This window comes from Pseudomonas sp. SP16.1 (assembly GCF_052682975.1).
This window is the reverse complement of record NZ_JBQYFZ010000001.1, coordinates 2,945,571-2,961,019: the sequence shown is the minus strand read 5'-3', so window position 1 is coordinate 2,961,019 and position 15,449 is coordinate 2,945,571. Positions and strand designations below refer to the sequence as shown.

Below are 15,449 nucleotides of genomic sequence, written 5' to 3'. Positions count from 1 at the left end.
ATGGGCATTCGTGCATTCCTCGACAAGATCGAGCACAACTTCGAGAAGGGCGGCAGGTACGAGAAGTGGTACGCCCTCTACGAGGCCATCGACACCTTCTTCTACCGCCCCGGCAGCGTGACCAAGACCACCGCCCACGTGCGTGACGGCATCGACCTCAAGCGCATGATGATCACCGTGTGGCTGTGCACCTTCCCGGCGATGTTCTTCGGCATGTGGAACACCGGCTACCAGGCCAACCTGATCTTCGCCCAGAGCCCCGAGCTGCTGGCGAGCCAGGAAGGCTGGCGCTTCGCCCTGATCGGCGCGCTGGCCGGTTTCGATCCCAGCAGCCTGTGGGACAACTTCATCCAGGGCGCTGCCTGGTTCCTGCCCGTCTATGCGGTGACCTTCATCGTCGGCGGTTTCTGGGAAGTTCTGTTCGCCTCGATCCGCAAGCACGAGGTCAACGAAGGCTTCTTCGTCACTTCCGTGCTGTTCGCCCTGATCCTGCCGCCGAGCATTCCGCTGTGGCAGGTAGCCCTGGGCATCAGCTTCGGCGTGGTGATCGGCAAGGAAGTGTTCGGTGGTACCGGCAAGAACTTCCTCAACCCGGCGCTGACCGGCCGTGCCTTCCTGTTCTTCGCCTACCCGGCGCAGATGTCGGGCGATGCGGTGTGGACCGCGGTGGACGGCTTCGCCGGCGCCACCTCGCTGAGTCTGGCGGCTTCTGGCGGCGTTGAGAATGTGATCAATCACGGCATCACCTGGATGGACGCCTTCGTCGGCACCATTCACGGCTCGCTCGGTGAGACCAGCACCCTGGCCATCGCCATCGGCGGCCTGGTGCTCTTGATCACCAAGATCGCTGCCTGGCGCATCGTCGCCGGTGTGATGCTGGGCATGATCGGCCTGTCCCTGCTGCTCAACGCCATCGGCTCGACCACCAACCCGATGTTCGCCATGCCCTGGTACTGGCACCTGGTGGTGGGCGGCTTCGCCTTCGGCATGTTCTTCATGGCCACCGACCCGGTGTCTGCCTCCATGACCAACACCGGCAAGTGGATTTTCGGCGCCCTGATCGGCGTGATGGTGGTGTTGATCCGCGTGGTCAACCCGGCCTTCCCCGAGGGCATGATGCTGGCGATCCTGTTCGCCAACCTGTTTGCACCGCTGATCGACCACTTTGTCGTTCAAGCCAATATCAAGCGGAGGCTGGCACGCAATGTCTAGTCAAAAAGAATCCACCGTCCGCACCCTGACGGTGGCCCTGCTGGTGTGCCTGGTGTGCTCGGTGTTCGTCGCCGGCGCCGCCATCGCCCTGAAGCCGACCCAGGTGGAAAACCGTCAGCTCGACAAGCAGCGCAGCATCCTGGCCATCGCCGGCCTGGGCGAGGCCGGCATGAGCGGTGCGCAGGTCAAGGCGTTGTTCGCCGAGCGTATCAGTGCGCGTGTCGTCGACCTTGAGAACGGCACGTTCAGCGATGCGCAGAATCCGGCCACTTTCGATCCGTTGAAGGCCGCCAAGGATCCGCAATTGTCAGAGGCCCTCAGTGGCGCCGACGACATCGCCTCGATCAAGCGCCGCGAGCGCTTCACCACGGTGTATCTGGTCGAACAGGACGGCAAGCTGGAAACGGTGATCCTGCCTGTGCGCGGCTATGGTCTGTGGTCGACCCTGCACGGTTTCATGGCGCTCAAGGGCGACTTGAACACCGTGGCCGGTTTCGGCTTCTACCAGCACGCCGAGACCCCAGGGCTGGGGGGCGAGGTCGACAATCCGAAGTGGAAGAACCTGTGGCTGGGTAAGACCCTGTTCGATGCGCAGGGTGAGTTGGCCATTCAGATCGTCAAGGGTAACGTCGACCCGCAGAGTCCGCAGGCCACCCACCAGGTCGACGGCCTGGCCGGTGCGACCTTGACCAGCAATGGCGTGAATAACCTGCTGCACTTCTGGCTCGGTGAGAACGGTTTCGCCCAGTTCCTCGCCAACTTGCAAAAAGGGGAGGCCTGATCATGTCTCAGCCCACCATTAAAGAAGTCCTGCTCAATCCGGTCTTCAACAACAACCCCATCGGCCTGCAGATCCTCGGGATCTGCTCGGCCCTGGCGGTGACCTCGAACCTGAAGACCGCGCTGGTGATGTCGATCGCCCTGACCCTGGTGACCGGTTTCTCCAACCTGTTCATTTCGATGATCCGCAGCCAGATCCCCAGCTCGATCCGCATGATCGTGCAGATGGTGATCATCGCGTCCCTGGTGATCGTGGTGGATCAGGTGCTCAAGGCCTATGCCTTCAGTCTGTCCAAGCAGCTCTCGGTGTTCGTCGGTCTGATCATCACCAACTGCATCGTGATGGGTCGTGCCGAGGCCTTCGCCATGCAGAACCCGCCGGTGCTGTCGTTCTTCGACGGGATCGGCAACGGCCTCGGTTACAGCGCCATGCTGATCGTGCTCGGTATCGTTCGCGAGCTGTTCGGCTCGGGCAAGCTGATGGGTGTCGAGATCTTCGCGGTGGTCAACGACGGCGGCTGGTATCAGCCCAACGGCATGCTGCTGCTGCCGCCTTCGGCCTTCTTCCTGATCGGCCTGTTCATCTGGGCACTGCGTAGCTGGAAGAAGGATCAGGTCGAGAAGCCGAGCTTCAAGATGGCGCCCCAGGTGTCGAACAAGGAGGCTTACTAATGGAGCATTACATCAGCCTGCTGGCCAAGGCCGTGTTCGTTGAGAACATGGCGCTGGCCTTCTTCCTCGGCATGTGTACCTTCATCGCTATCTCGAAGAAGGTGGAAACCGCAATTGGCCTGGGTATCGCGGTTATCGTGGTACAGGTCATCACAGTGCCGGCGAACAACCTGATCTACACCTACCTGCTCAAGGATGGTGCGCTGGCCTGGGCCGGTCTGCCCGAGGTGGACCTGTCCTTCCTCGGTCTGCTCAGCTATATCGGGGTGATCGCGGCCATCGTGCAGATCCTCGAGATGCTGCTGGATAAGTACGTGCCCGCGCTGTACAACGCCCTCGGCGTGTTCCTGCCGCTGATCACCGTGAACTGCGCCATCATGGGCGGCACCCTGTTCATGGTCGAGCGCGACTACAACCTGGCGGAAAGCACCGTGTATGGGTTCGGCTCCGGCCTGTCCTGGGCGCTGGCCATCGCCGCGCTGGCGGGTATTCGCGAGAAGCTCAAGTACAGCGACGTGCCGGCTGGCCTGCAGGGTCTGGGCATCACCTTCATCACCATCGGTCTGATGTCGCTGGGCTTCATGTCCTTCTCCGGCGTGCAGCTGTAAGGAAAGGATGAGCAGATGATCAATTACGAAATCTTCCTCGCCATCGGCATGTTCACCGCCATCGTTCTGGCGCTGGTGCTGATCATTCTCGCCGCGCGAGCCAAGCTGGTGTCCAGCGGCGACGTGAGCATCGAGATCAACGGCGAAAAAACCATCGTGGTGCCGGCCGGCGGCAAGCTGCTGCAGACCCTGGCCAACAACAACATCTTCCTGTCCTCTGCCTGCGGCGGCGGCGGCACCTGCGCCCAGTGCAAGTGCATCGTCGAGTCCGGCGGCGGCGAGATGCTGTCCACCGAAGAATCGCACTTCACCAAGCGCGAGGCCCGCGAGGGCTGGCGCCTGTCCTGCCAGACCCCGGTCAAGCAGGACATGAAGATCGAGGTGCCGGAAGAAGTCTTCGGCGTGAAGAAGTGGGAGTGCACCGTCGAGTCCAACCCGAACGTCGCCACCTTCATCAAGGAGCTGACGCTCAAGCTGCCGGAAGGCGAGAACGTCGACTTCCGCGCCGGCGGTTACGTGCAGCTGGAGTGCCCGCCGCACACCGTGCACTACAAGGACTTCGACATCCAGGAGGAGTATCGCGGCGACTGGGACAAGTTCAACCAGTGGAAGTACGTATCCAAGGTCGACGAGACCGTGATCCGTGCCTACTCCATGGCCAACTACCCGGAAGAGCGCGGCCTGGTGAAGTTCAACATCCGTATCGCCTCGCCGCCCCCCGGCAAGGATGATCTGCCGCCGGGCAAGATGTCGTCCTACGTGTTCAGCCTCAAGCCGGGCGACAAGATCACCGTGTACGGACCCTTCGGCGAGTTCTTCGCCAAGGACACCGACGCCGAGATGGTCTTCATCGGCGGCGGTGCCGGCATGGCGCCGATGCGTTCGCACATCTTCGACCAGCTCAAGCGCCTGAAGTCCAAGCGCAAGATCAGCTTCTGGTACGGCGCGCGCTCCATGCGCGAGGCCTTCTACGTCGAAGAGTACGACCAGCTCCAGGCCGAGAACGACAACTTCAAGTGGCACCTGGCGCTGTCCGACCCGCTGCCTGAAGACAACTGGACCGGCCTCAAAGGCTTCATCCACAACGTGCTGTACGAGAACTACCTGAAGGACCACCCGGCTCCGGAAGATTGCGAGTTCTACATGTGCGGCCCACCCATGATGAACGCCGCGGTGATCAAGATGCTGACCGACCTGGGCGTCGAGCCGGAGAACATTCTCCTCGACGACTTCGGCGGCTAAGCATGAGCTTTGCGGTACTCCAGCCCGTTATCGCTGTCGCCCTGGCGGCAGCCCTAACGGGCTGCTTGCATTCTGAGCGGATCGAAGAGTTCGGCGGCCCGACCATGGGCAGCACCTATTCGGTCAAGTACGTGCGCGGTGCCGATGTGGCGGCGCCGGCCGAACTGCAGGCCGCGACCGAGGCGATCCTCGCCGAGATCGACCAGCAGCTGTCCACCTATCGTGCCGACTCGCTGATCGAGCAGTTCAACCGCGCGCCGGCCGGCACCTGCCAGGCGATGCCGCCGGGGGTACTGGAGCTGGTGCGCGCCGGCGATCGCCTGCATGCAGAGAGCCAGGGGGCGTTCGACCTGACGCTCGAGCCGTTGCTCGACCTCTGGGGCTTCGGTCCCAAGGGGCAGGGCGAGGCGGTGCCGAGCGCCGAACGGCTGGCCGAGGTACGCCAGCGGGTCGGCCAGCGGCACCTGCGTATCGACGGCGAGCAGCTGTGCAAGGACGTCGACGTGCAGGTCGATTTCAACAGCATCGCCGCCGGCTATGCGGTCGACCGGATCGTCGCCCGCCTCGCCGAACTCGGCGTCACCAGCTATCTGGTGGAAGCCACTGGCGAGCTCAAGGCGGCCGGCATCAAGCCTGACGGCAGCCACTGGCGCATCGGCCTGGAGGCGCCGCGCGACGACCAGCGCGTGGCCCAGCGCGTCCTGCAACTCGACGGTTACGGCATCTCCACCTCGGGCGATTACCGCAACTACTTCGAGGAGAACGGCCAGCGCTACTCGCACACCCTCGATCCGCTGACCGGCATGCCGGTCAGCCACAAGCTGGCGGCAGTGACCGTGGCCGATCCGTCGACCTTGCGCGCCGATGGCTTGTCTACCCTATTGATGGTGCTCGGTCCCGAGGCCGGTCTGGCCTTCGCCGAGCGCAACGGTATCGCGGCGTTTTTCGTGACGCGTGAGGGCGAGGGCTTCGTCACACGTGCCAGCGCCGCATTCGAGCAGCTATTCGCTGCAGGAGAGGAACAATGACATTCGTGGTGGTTTTTCTGGCCATGCTGCTGGTCGTCGGCATGATGGCCGTGGGCGTGATCATGGGGCGCAAGCCGATCGCCGGTTCCTGCGGTGGCATCGCCAACCTGGGCATCGAGAAGGAATGCTCGATCTGCGGCGGTAGCCGCGAGAAGTGCGAAGAGGTCAACCGCGACCAGGCCGACGCGCCGAACAGCGATCTGGCCTACGACGCGAGCAAGCGCTGAAGCCCGTTTGAATGATTGCCGGTGCCGCCCGCGCGGCGCCGGCCCCGCTGCGGGTGCGGCACAAGCGCCCCGGCCTGATGCGAAGGAGTAAACATGGCGGTCTACAACTACGATGTGGTGGTGCTGGGCTCGGGGCCTGCGGGCGAGGGCGCGGCGATGAACGCGGCCAAGGCCGGGCGCAAGGTGGCGGTGGTGGACAACCGTCCGCTGGTCGGCGGCAACTGCACCCACCTCGGCACCGTTCCGTCCAAGGCGCTGCGCCACTCGGTGCGGCAGATCATGCAGTTCAACACCAATCCGATGTTCCGCCAGATCGGCGAGCCGCGCTGGTTCTCCTTCCCCGACGTGCTGAAGAGCGCGGAGAAGGTGATCGCCAAGCAGGTCACTTCGCGCACCGGCTACTACGCGCGCAACCGCATCGACACCTACTTCGGCACCGCCAGCTTCTCCGACGAGCAGACGGTCGAGGTGGTCTGCCTCAATGGCGTGGTGGAAAAGCTGGTGGCCAAGCAGATCGTCGTCGCCACCGGCTCGCGCCCCTACCGCCCGGCCGACGTCGACTTCCGCCATCCGCGCATCTACGACAGCGACACCATCCTCAGCCTGACCCACACGCCGCGCCGCTTGATCATCTACGGCGCCGGGGTGATCGGCTGCGAATACGCGTCGATCTTCAGCGGCCTCGGTGTGCTGGTGGACCTGATCGACAACCGCGAGCAGCTGCTCAGCTTCCTCGACGACGAGATTTCCGACGCGCTTTCCTATCACCTGCGCAACAACAACGTGCTGATTCGCCACAACGAGGAGTACGAGCGCATCGAGGGGGTGGAGAACGGGGTGATCCTGCATCTGAAGTCGGGCAAGAAGATCAAGGCCGACGCGCTGCTGTGGTGCAACGGCCGTACCGGCAACACCGACCAGCTGGGCCTCGAGAACATCGGCATCAAGGTCAACAGCCGCGGGCAGATCCAGGTCGACGAGCACTACCGCACCGAGGTGAGCAACATCTACGCCGCCGGCGACGTGATCGGCTGGCCGAGCCTGGCCAGCGCGGCCTTCGACCAGGGCCGTTCGGCCGCCGGCAGCATCGTCGACAACGGCAGCTGGCGTTTCGTCGACGACGTGCCGACCGGCATCTACACCATTCCGGAGATCAGCTCGATCGGCAAGAACGAGCGTGAACTGACCCAGGCCAAGGTGCCCTACGAAGTGGGCAAGGCCTTCTTCAAGGGCATGGCGCGGGCGCAGATCGCGGTGGAGCCGGTGGGCATGCTGAAGATCCTGTTCCACCGCGAGACGCTCGAGGTGCTGGGCGTGCACTGCTTCGGCTACCAGGCCTCGGAGATCGTCCACATCGGCCAGGCGATCATGAACCAGAAGGGCGAGGCGAACAGCATCAAGTACTTCGTCAACACCACCTTCAACTACCCGACCATGGCCGAGGCCTATCGGGTCGCCGCGTTCGACGGCCTCAACCGGCTTTTTTGAGCGGCTCCGGCCGGCGGCCTGAGCCGGTCGGGGAGACGGGCTGGGGGGATGCTTCCGAGTGGCGCTGGCCGAATCGGGAGAGCTTCTAGCGCACCAGGCGGCAAGACGGAAAAAACCGGCCATTGGCCGGTTTTTTCGTTGCCGGGCTACGCGGTGTAAACCCGCCGAGGCTCAGCCGCGCAGCGTCTGCACCGCCAGGCCGGGGAAGTCGGTGATGATGCTGTCGGCGCCGAAGTCGGCGAGGCGGCGCATCAGCGCTGCATCGTTGACCGTCCACACCGACACCTGCAGCCCCTGTTTCTGCGCCTTGAGCAGGCGTTCCGGGGTGCACAGCGTCCAGTTCAGCGCCAGCAGGTGGCAACCATAATGGGCCGCGACCTTCAATGGGTCGAGCCAGGCGTATTCGGCCACCAGGCCCAGCTGCAGCTGCGGGGTCAGCTCGCGCGCGGCCTTGAGTACTTCCCGCGAGCTGGAGGTGATGGTGATCCGCTCGCGCAGGCCGAAGCGCTCGGCCAGTTCGGCGATGGCCAGCACGGTGCGCGCGGCGCGCACCTTGGAGGCGCTTTTCACTTCCAATTGCCAGTGCTCGAACTTGCACTGCTCGAACACTTGTTCCAGGCGCGGAATGGGGCAGGGCCGTACCCAGCCCGGACCGCCCTTGCGCGCGTCGTACTTCACCAGCTCGGCGGCATCGTGCTCGACCACCTTGCCGCGCAGGCCGGTGGTGCGCTTGAGGGTCGGGTCGTGGATCACCATCAGCTCGCCGTCGCGCGACAGGTGCAGATCAAGCTCGCAGCGGTCGACGCCATGCTCCAGGCAGCGCTGGAAACTGGCCAGGGTATTTTCCGGGGCTTCGCCCTTGGCGCCGCGATGGCCGTAGATAAGGGTCACTGTTGCTCCTTGGTGCGCGGCCGGTGGTGGCGCACGCTGTTGATCACGTGATCGTATTCGAAGTAGACGCTGAACTCGCGGTAGTCCCAGCGGGTGATCGGCGGCTGGCCGACCGGCTGGTGCTCCTCGTCGGCCAGGCCGAAACGCTCCAGCACCGAGCGCTTGGACTCGCCTTTGTGCGGCAGGTTGCGCGCATCGAGGTCGGCACCCTGGCTGCCCAGGGGGATGGTCAGGGTGTCGGCGAGCAGGGCGGTGGGGGCGAGCAGGACGAATAGTAGAGCGAAGCGATGCATGAAAATTCCTTGGCAGAAGGTCATTCGCGGGCCTGGCGACGTTCCAGGGCCTGCTTCTGCAGGATATGCCGGGCCAGCAGCTGACGCTGTGCGTCGGTCAACGCTTCGAATTCGGTGCCGATCTCGAACTGGCCGTCGCTACGCTGGCTGCAGTGCACCACCTGGGCGCGCAGCAGCAGGCCGAGGGCTTGCGGCATCAGCACCATCTTGATCGCCAGGTGGCTGCCAGTCGCCAGCGCCTGGCCGTGGTTGAAGCTGACACCACCCTCGGACAGCGATACCTGGCGCGGCGCGCCGATATCGCGCAACAGGCTCTGCGCCACGGCCTGGCCGAGCAGGTCGATGCGCTTGTTGATCACCTTGAGGTAGTTGGCCAGGGTGCGGTCGCGCTCGCTGATATGACGCAGCAGGTGCTGCGACTCGAAGTCCATCAGGTGCAGGTCGCTGAGCAGGTTGAACAGCGGCGAGGCATCGTGAAGCACGTCGCTGGCCTGGGCTTCGGCGCCCGACAGCAGGCTGAATTCCAGTGCTATCGTGTCGTCGATACGATAGTATTCGCGGCGATCATCTTCATCGTGTGTCGACATGGCGAACCCATGGCAGCAGTGGTGGTCTGAGTGTAAAGCTGCTCGCCAGGCCCCGCCACAAGGACGTTTCTCTTTCTCCGAATCCTCCCCGACATGTTCAGACCTCTGTTCGTATTCATCGGTACGCGCTATACGCGGGCCAAGCGCCGCAACCATTTCGTTTCCTTCATCTCCCTGACGTCCATGCTCGGCCTCACCCTTGGGGTGATGGTGATGATCCTGGTACTGTCGGTGATGAACGGCTTCGACCATGAGATGCGTACCCGGGTGCTGGGCATGATTCCCCATGCCACGGTCGAGTCGGCCACCCCGGTGAGCGACTGGCCGGTGCTGGCGCGCCAGGTCGAGCGCCATCCACGGGTCGAGGCGCTGGCGCCCTTCACCCAGATGCAGGGCCTGTTGACCTTCAACGGCAAGGTGCAGAAGGTACTGATCAACGCCATCGATCCCGAGCAGGAGCGCAAGGTGTCGATCATCGACGGTTTCCTCCGCGAGGGTAGTCTGGAAAGCCTGCAGCCGGGCGAGTTCGCCATGGTCATCGGCGACAAGGCAGCCGCCAAGCTTGGCCTGAAGCTGGGCGACAAGGTCACCTTCGTCGCCCCCGAGGTCACCGTCACCCCGGCCGGCATGTTTCCGCGCCTGAAGCGTTTCACCGTCAGCGGTATCTTCCATGTCGGCGCCGGCGAGATCGACGGCGCCCTGGCCCTGGCCAACATCGGCGACCTGGCGCGGCTGAAACGCTGGAAGCCGGATCAGGTGCAGGGCCTGCGCCTGAAGTTCGACGATCTGTTCCAGGCGCCGCGCAGCGCCTGGGAGATCGCCCAGACCCTGGACGGCGATTTCTACGCCCGCGACTGGACACGCAGCCACGGCAACCTGTACCAGGCCATCCGCATGGAGAAGACCATGATCGGCCTGCTGCTGCTGCTGATCGTCGCGGTGGCGGCGTTCAACATCATCTCCACCCTGGTGATGGTGGTCACCGACAAGCGCGCCGATATCGCCATCCTGCGCACCCTGGGCGCCACGCCGCGGCAGATCATGGCCATCTTCATGGTCCAGGGCACGGTGATCGGCGTGGTAGGGACCCTGATCGGCGCGCTGCTGGGCATTCTCGCCGCGCTCAATATCAGCGGCCTGATCGCCGGCCTGGAAGGGCTGCTGGGGATCAAGTTCCTCAACGCCGACGTGTACTTCATCGACTACCTGCCGTCGCAGTTGCAAGGCATGGACGTGGTCATGGTGTGCACCGCGGCGCTGTTGCTGAGTTTCTTCGCCACTTTGTATCCGGCCTGGCGTGCCGCGCGAACCCAGCCGGCGGAGGCGCTGCGTTATGAATGATCTGACGAGTGAGAGAGCCATGAACGAGCGGGCTGCCAACAAGACATCGGTGCTCAGCTGCCGCAACCTGGGCAAGCGCTACGACCAGGGGCCGGAGTCGGTGGTGGTGCTCGACGGCCTGGAACTGGAGCTGCTGGCCGGTGAGCGGGTGGCCATCGTCGGCAGCTCCGGTTCGGGCAAGAGCACGCTGCTGAACATGCTCGGCGGCCTGGACACGCCCACCGCGGGCAGCGTCTGGCTGGCCGGCGAGCAGCTGTCGGCGCTGAGCGAGACGGCCCGAGGCCTGCTGCGCAACCGCGCGTTGGGCTTCGTCTACCAGTTTCACCACCTGCTGGCCGAGTTCACCGCGCTGGAGAACGCCTGCATGCCGCTGTTGATCGGCAAGACGCCGATCGGCGAGGCACGGCAGCGCGCCACCGCACTGCTCGAGCGGGTCGGTCTGGGGCATCGCCTCGACCACAAACCGGCCGAACTTTCCGGTGGCGAGCGCCAGCGCGTGGCCATCGCCCGTGCCCTGGTCAACCGCCCTGGGCTGGTGCTGCTCGACGAGCCCACCGGCAACCTCGACCACCATACCGCCGAGGGCATTCAGGAGCTGATGCGCGAACTCAGTCGTGATTCCAATACGGCTTTCCTGGTGGTGACCCACGACATGCAGCTGGCGCGGCAGATGGATCGCGTGCTGAGCCTGCAGGACGGCAAGCTGGTGGCCATCTGATGTTTCGTCCGCTGAGTCTATTCATCGGCGCCCGCTACACCCGGGCCAAGCGCCGTAACCACTTCATCTCCTTTATCTCCTTCACCTCCATGATCGGCCTGGGCCTGGGCGTGCTGGCGATGATCGTGGTGCTGTCGGTGATGAACGGCTTCCAGAAGGAAATGAGTTCGCGCATCCTCGGCATGGTGCCGCACGCCATGCTCTACGGCGCCGAGCCGGTCGCCGACTGGCGCGCGCTGGCGGACAAGGCCCTGGCCAACCCTCAGGTGCGGGCGGCTGCGCCCTATGCCGAGCTGGAGGGCATGCTCTCGCACCGCGGGGTGATGCAGCCGATCCAGATCCACGGCATCGACCCGGCCGAGGAGGCCCGGGTTTCGATCCTGCCCGGACATATCCGCCAGGGCCGTCTGGAGAACCTGCAGCCGGGCGAATACGGGGTGGTCATCGGCGACATCACCGCGCGGCGTTTCGGCCTGCAGGTCGGCGACAAGCTGACCCTGATCATCCCCGAGCTGAGCAACGCGCCCGGCGGCGTCACTCCGCGCATGCAGCGCCTCAACGTGGCGGCGGTGTTCAAGGTCGGTGCCGAACTGGACAGCTCGCTGGCGCTGATCCACGTGGCCGACGCCGCCGCGCTGCAGCGCCTGCCGGAAGGCAGCGTGCCGGGCATCCGCCTGGCGCTCGAGGATCTGTACCAGGCGCCGCAGGTGTCCAAGGCCCTGGCCGGGCAACTGGGCGAGGGCTACCGCGCCGACGACTGGACCCATACCCAGGGCAGCCTGTTCAGCGCGATGAAGATGGAGAAGACCATGATCGGCCTGTTGTTGCTGCTGATCGTCGCGGTGGCGGCGTTCAACATCATCGCCACGCTGATCATGGTGGTGGCCGACAAGGGCGGCGATATCGCCATCCTGCGTACGCTGGGCGCCACGCCGCGGCAGATCATGGCGGTGTTCATGGTCCAGGGCACGGTGATCGGCGTGGTCGGCACCCTGATCGGCACTCTGCTCGGCGTGCTCGCCGCGCTCAACGTCAGCTCGCTGGTGGCCTGGCTGGAGTCCTTCGCCGGCCAGCAGGTGCTGAGTTCGGACGTCTACTTCATCAGCAGCCTGCCGTCGGACCTGCAGTGGCTGGATGTGGCACTGATCTGCTCGGCGGCGCTGCTCCTGAGCTTCCTGGCCACCCTATACCCGTCCTGGCGCGCGGCGCAGGTGCAGCCGGCCGAGGCGCTGCGCTACGAATGAAAGCAAAAAGGCCGTCCAATCCGACGGCTTTTTTGCAGGTGATGTTGCGCCGTGCGCACGGCCATTCGCCAGTTGCGTCGATGCCTGGAATCCCGGTGCGTACGGCGCATCCTAATGATCTAGGGAAACTCTGAAATAGCCGTCATTCCCGCGCAGGCGGGAATCCAGAGCCCGCGTAGTCTCTGGGCTCCCGCCTTCGCGGGAGTGACGATAAATGGCTTTTTCAGAACTTCCCTAGAGCTGCTGGCGCTGGCGCCGATTATCCTGGCGCTTGCGCCAGTTGTGCTGCACCCACCAGCGCCAATAGAGCATGGTCAGCACATAGCCCAGGCCGGCGAGCACCAGGCCGGAGACGAACGAGCCCAGCAGGAGAGGCTTCCACAGAACGGTCAGTTCGGCTGTGATCCATTCCAGGCTCAGATGACTTGGCATCTTCACCGCCGGGCTCTGCATGAGCCAGGCACCGAGCTTATAGGTGCAATAGAACACCGGCGGCATGGTGATGGGGTTGGTCAGCCAGACCAGGCCGATGGAGATCGGCAGGTTGGCCCGCAAGGGTATGGCCACCGCGGCGGCGGCGAGCATCTGCATGGGCATGGGAATCATCGCCCAGAACAGGCCGACGGCCATGGCGCGGGCCACCGAGTGACGGTTGAGATGCCAGAGATTGGGATCGTGAATCAGATTGCCGAGAAAGCGCAGGGACTTGTTACCCTTGATGCTGTCGGGATGGGGCATGTAGCGCTTAAATAAACGACGCGGCATGAAGAGTCTCTGGGCAGGCAAAAGCGCCAACATTATGCACGGATTCGTCTCCATTAGCGTTTTGATATTGTGACCAGGGGTGTGAGCGGAACGACGAGGGAATGACGATGCGCGCAGGGATGCTGGCGCTGGTCTTGGGGCTTTTGACGCTGCGTTTCCTACCGAGCCTGCCGCCCGGGTGGCTGCTGCTTCTGTTCGTCTGTGCCGGCGTGCTGCTGGCGCTGTCGCGTTGCTATCCCATGGGTTTCTTCCTGCTCGGCCTCGCCTGGGCCTGCTGCTCGGCGCAGTGGGCGCTGGACGACCGCCTGGCCATGGAGCTGGACGGCCGCACCCTGTGGCTGGAGGGCCAGGTGGTCGGCCTGCCGGAGGTGGGTGAGGGCGTGGTGCGTTTCCAGCTGGAGGGCGCCCATTCGCGCCGCGCCGAGCTGCCGTCACGACTGCGCCTGGCCTGGTATGGCGGGCCGGATATTCGCGGCGGCGAGCGCTGGCGCCTGGCGGTCAACCTCAAGCGTCCGCATGGCCTGGTCAATCCGCACGGCTTCGACTACGAGGCCTGGCTGCTGGCGCAGCGCATCGGCGCCACCGGTACGATCAAGGCTGGCGAACGGCTGGCCTCGGCCACTGGCCTGGGCAGCTGGCGCGATGGCTTGCGCCAGCGTTTGCTGGCGGCTCCGGCCTTTGGCCGTGAGGGCGGTATCGCTGCCCTGGTGCTGGGCGACGGCTCGGGGCTGTCCACCGACGACTGGCAGCTGCTGCAGCACACCGGTACGGTGCACCTGATGGTCATCTCCGGCCAGCACATCGCCCTGCTGGCGGGGTTTCTCTATGGCCTGGTGGCCTTCCTGGCACGCGTGGGCGCCTGGCCGCGGCGCTGGCCCTGGCTGTCGTCAGCCTGTGCCCTGGCCTTCGCCGGCGCCCTGGGTTACGGCCTGCTCGCCGGCTTCGAGGTGCCGGTGCGGCGGGCCTGCGTGATGGTGGCGCTGGTGCTGCTGTGGCGCCTGCGCTTTCGCCACCTAGGCGCCTGGTGGCCGCTGTTGCTGGCCTTGCTCGCGGTGTTGCTGCTGGAGCCCCTCGCCTCGCTGCAGCCTGGGTTCTGGTTGTCCTTCGCCGCGGTGGCGATCCTGATTCTGGTATTCGGCGGGCGGCTGGGCGCCTGGGGCTGGTGGCGAGGCTTGACTCGCGCGCAGTGGACCATGGCCGTCGGCCTGCTACCGATGATGCTGATCCTCGGCTTGCCGGTCAGCAGCAGCGGGCCGCTGGCCAATCTGATCGCCGTGCCCTGGGTCGGTTTCGTCGTGGTGCCCCTGGCCCTGCTCGGCTCGCTGTTGCTGCCCGTGCCGGTCGTGGGCGAAGGACTGTTGTGGCTGGCCGGCGGCGCCCTGCAGTTGTTGTTCGGGTTGCTGGGGCATATCGCCGGTTGGCTGCCAGCCTGGCTGCCCAGCAATCTGCCGCTGTGGGCCTGGTTGCTGGCCTTGAGCGGAGCGCTGCTGTTGCTGCTGCCGGCCGGGGTGCCGCTGCGCCTGCCCGGTCTGGCGCTGCTGTTGCCGGCGCTGTTTCTGCCCTCGACAGCGCCTAAGGAGGGTCGCGCCGAGGTCTGGCTGCTCGATGTGGGCCAGGGCCTGTCGATGCTGGTGCGCACCCGCGAGCACAACCTGCTGTACGACGCCGGACCGCGATTTGGCGATTTCGACAGCGGTGAGCGCGTTGTCCTGCCCTCGTTGCGGGCGTTGAATCTGCATCGTCTCGACCTGCTGTTGCTCAGTCACGCCGACAACGATCATGCCGGTGGCGCCGACGCCATCATCGCCGGGCTGCCGGTGGCGCGGCTGCAAAGCGGCGAACCCGAGCGCCTGGCGCCGCAGCTAGCCGCCGAGCCCTGCGAGTCGGGTCGCAGCTGGCAGTGGGATGGCGTGACCTTCCGTCTATGGCGCTGGGATCGCGCCACCTCGGGTAACCAGAGCTCCTGCGTAGTGCTGGTAGAGGCGGGCGGCGAACGCCTGCTACTGACCGGCGATATCGATGCGCGCGCCGAGCAGGCGCTGTTGCAGGACGACTTTCCCCTGGCGGCTGACTGGCTGCTGGCGCCGCACCATGGCAGCCGAAGCTCCTCCAGCCAGGCCTTCGTCGACGCGGTGGCGCCCCGGCATGTGCTGATCGCGCGCGGCCGCCACAACAACTTCGGTCACCCCCATCCGCAGGTGCTGACGCGTTATCGCGAGGCCGGCGCTCTGCTGCACGACACCGCCGAGACCGGGGCCCTGCGCCTGCTGCTGGGCGAGCATGGCCAGGCGCAGGCGTTGCGAAGCCAGGCACGTTTCTGGCGGGAAAAATGAGCACCACAGAGGGGCTGTGC

General features: G+C 65.0%; 16 protein-coding genes. 12 read left to right on the top strand and 4 right to left on the bottom strand.

Translation table 11 applies throughout. From position 1 onward, the window contains the following. The 8 genes from ACUTAF_RS14155 to sthA all read left to right on the top strand — a co-directional run bounded on the left by ACUTAF_RS14155 (position 1) and on the right by sthA (position 7,257). On the top strand, positions 1–1,212 hold the full coding sequence (locus tag ACUTAF_RS14155) for an NADH:ubiquinone reductase (Na(+)-transporting) subunit B (RefSeq protein ID WP_445580545.1): 1,212 nt from the start codon (positions 1–3) through the stop codon (positions 1,210–1,212). Then, entirely contained in the window at positions 1,205–1,993 is a 789-nt protein-coding gene (locus tag ACUTAF_RS14150) for a Na(+)-translocating NADH-quinone reductase subunit C (RefSeq protein WP_445580544.1), read from the top strand. Before ACUTAF_RS14155 ends, ACUTAF_RS14150 begins: the two co-directional genes overlap by 8 nt. Then, positions 1,990–2,664: an NADH:ubiquinone reductase (Na(+)-transporting) subunit D gene (locus ACUTAF_RS14145; RefSeq protein WP_445582449.1), complete on the top strand. Its 675-nt coding sequence runs from the start codon at positions 1,990–1,992 to the stop codon at positions 2,662–2,664. The genes ACUTAF_RS14150 and ACUTAF_RS14145 overlap by 4 nt, the downstream gene beginning before the upstream one ends. Continuing rightward, on the top strand, positions 2,664–3,272 hold the full coding sequence (gene nqrE / locus ACUTAF_RS14140) for an NADH:ubiquinone reductase (Na(+)-transporting) subunit E (RefSeq protein ID WP_079201646.1): 609 nt from the start codon (positions 2,664–2,666) through the stop codon (positions 3,270–3,272). Before ACUTAF_RS14145 ends, nqrE begins: the two co-directional genes overlap by 1 nt. A gap of 15 nt (positions 3,273–3,287) precedes the next feature. Next, positions 3,288–4,514 carry an NADH:ubiquinone reductase (Na(+)-transporting) subunit F gene (gene nqrF, locus ACUTAF_RS14135; RefSeq protein WP_122107249.1) on the top strand — a complete coding sequence of 409 codons (1,227 nt, stop codon included), beginning with the start codon at positions 3,288–3,290 and terminating at the stop codon, positions 4,512–4,514. A 104-nt stretch (positions 4,515–4,618) separates the two neighbouring features. Beyond that, positions 4,619–5,542, top strand: coding sequence for an FAD:protein FMN transferase (locus tag ACUTAF_RS14130; protein WP_445580543.1), 924 nt, complete (start codon positions 4,619–4,621; stop codon positions 5,540–5,542). Next, positions 5,539–5,769, top strand: a complete 231-nt coding sequence (nqrM, locus tag ACUTAF_RS14125) for a (Na+)-NQR maturation NqrM (RefSeq protein ID WP_122107247.1) — start codon at positions 5,539–5,541, stop codon at positions 5,767–5,769. Before ACUTAF_RS14130 ends, nqrM begins: the two co-directional genes overlap by 4 nt. A 93-nt stretch (positions 5,770–5,862) precedes the next feature. Next, positions 5,863–7,257, top strand: coding sequence for a Si-specific NAD(P)(+) transhydrogenase (sthA, locus tag ACUTAF_RS14120; protein ID WP_122107246.1), 1,395 nt, complete (start codon positions 5,863–5,865; stop codon positions 7,255–7,257). A 171-nt stretch (positions 7,258–7,428) separates the two neighbouring features. On the opposite strand, the gene ACUTAF_RS14115 is transcribed toward sthA, so the two are convergent. From ACUTAF_RS14115 to ACUTAF_RS14105, 3 genes are read right to left on the bottom strand one after another with little or no spacing between them, the layout of a single operon-like run. After that, positions 7,429–8,148: a glycerophosphodiester phosphodiesterase gene (locus ACUTAF_RS14115; RefSeq protein ID WP_445580542.1), complete on the bottom strand. Its 720-nt coding sequence runs from the start codon at positions 8,146–8,148 to the stop codon at positions 7,429–7,431. Beyond that, positions 8,145–8,441 (bottom strand): phosphodiesterase, encoded by a 297-nt coding sequence (locus ACUTAF_RS14110; RefSeq protein ID WP_445580541.1) that lies wholly within the window; start codon positions 8,439–8,441, stop codon positions 8,145–8,147. The genes ACUTAF_RS14115 and ACUTAF_RS14110 overlap by 4 nt, the downstream gene beginning before the upstream one ends. 20 nt (positions 8,442–8,461) lie before the next feature. After that, positions 8,462–9,028 (bottom strand): PilZ domain-containing protein, encoded by a 567-nt coding sequence (locus tag ACUTAF_RS14105; RefSeq protein ID WP_445580540.1) that lies wholly within the window; start codon positions 9,026–9,028, stop codon positions 8,462–8,464. A 93-nt stretch (positions 9,029–9,121) separates the two neighbouring features. Here ACUTAF_RS14105 and ACUTAF_RS14100 point away from each other — a divergent pair, with 93 nt between their 5' ends. From ACUTAF_RS14100 to ACUTAF_RS14090, 3 genes are read left to right on the top strand one after another with little or no spacing between them, the layout of a single operon-like run. Further along, on the top strand, positions 9,122–10,369 hold the full coding sequence (locus tag ACUTAF_RS14100) for a lipoprotein-releasing ABC transporter permease subunit (protein WP_445580539.1): 1,248 nt from the start codon (positions 9,122–9,124) through the stop codon (positions 10,367–10,369). A 19-nt stretch (positions 10,370–10,388) separates the two neighbouring features. Continuing rightward, positions 10,389–11,087, top strand: coding sequence for a lipoprotein-releasing ABC transporter ATP-binding protein LolD (gene lolD, locus ACUTAF_RS14095; RefSeq protein WP_445580538.1), 699 nt, complete (start codon positions 10,389–10,391; stop codon positions 11,085–11,087). Beyond that, positions 11,087–12,331, top strand: coding sequence for a lipoprotein-releasing ABC transporter permease subunit (locus ACUTAF_RS14090; RefSeq protein ID WP_445580537.1), 1,245 nt, complete (start codon positions 11,087–11,089; stop codon positions 12,329–12,331). Before lolD ends, ACUTAF_RS14090 begins: the two co-directional genes overlap by 1 nt. A gap of 234 nt (positions 12,332–12,565) precedes the next feature. Here ACUTAF_RS14090 and ACUTAF_RS14085 read toward each other — a convergent pair whose 3' ends face one another. After that, complete coding sequence (locus ACUTAF_RS14085; protein WP_445580536.1) at positions 12,566–13,096, bottom strand: DUF2062 domain-containing protein; 531 nt, start codon at positions 13,094–13,096, stop codon at positions 12,566–12,568. A gap of 107 nt (positions 13,097–13,203) precedes the next feature. Between ACUTAF_RS14085 and ACUTAF_RS14080 the strand changes: the two genes are divergently transcribed. Further along, positions 13,204–15,429 (top strand): DNA internalization-related competence protein ComEC/Rec2, encoded by a 2,226-nt coding sequence (locus ACUTAF_RS14080; RefSeq protein ID WP_445582448.1) that lies wholly within the window; start codon positions 13,204–13,206, stop codon positions 15,427–15,429. Positions 15,430–15,449 lie beyond the last annotated feature (20 nt).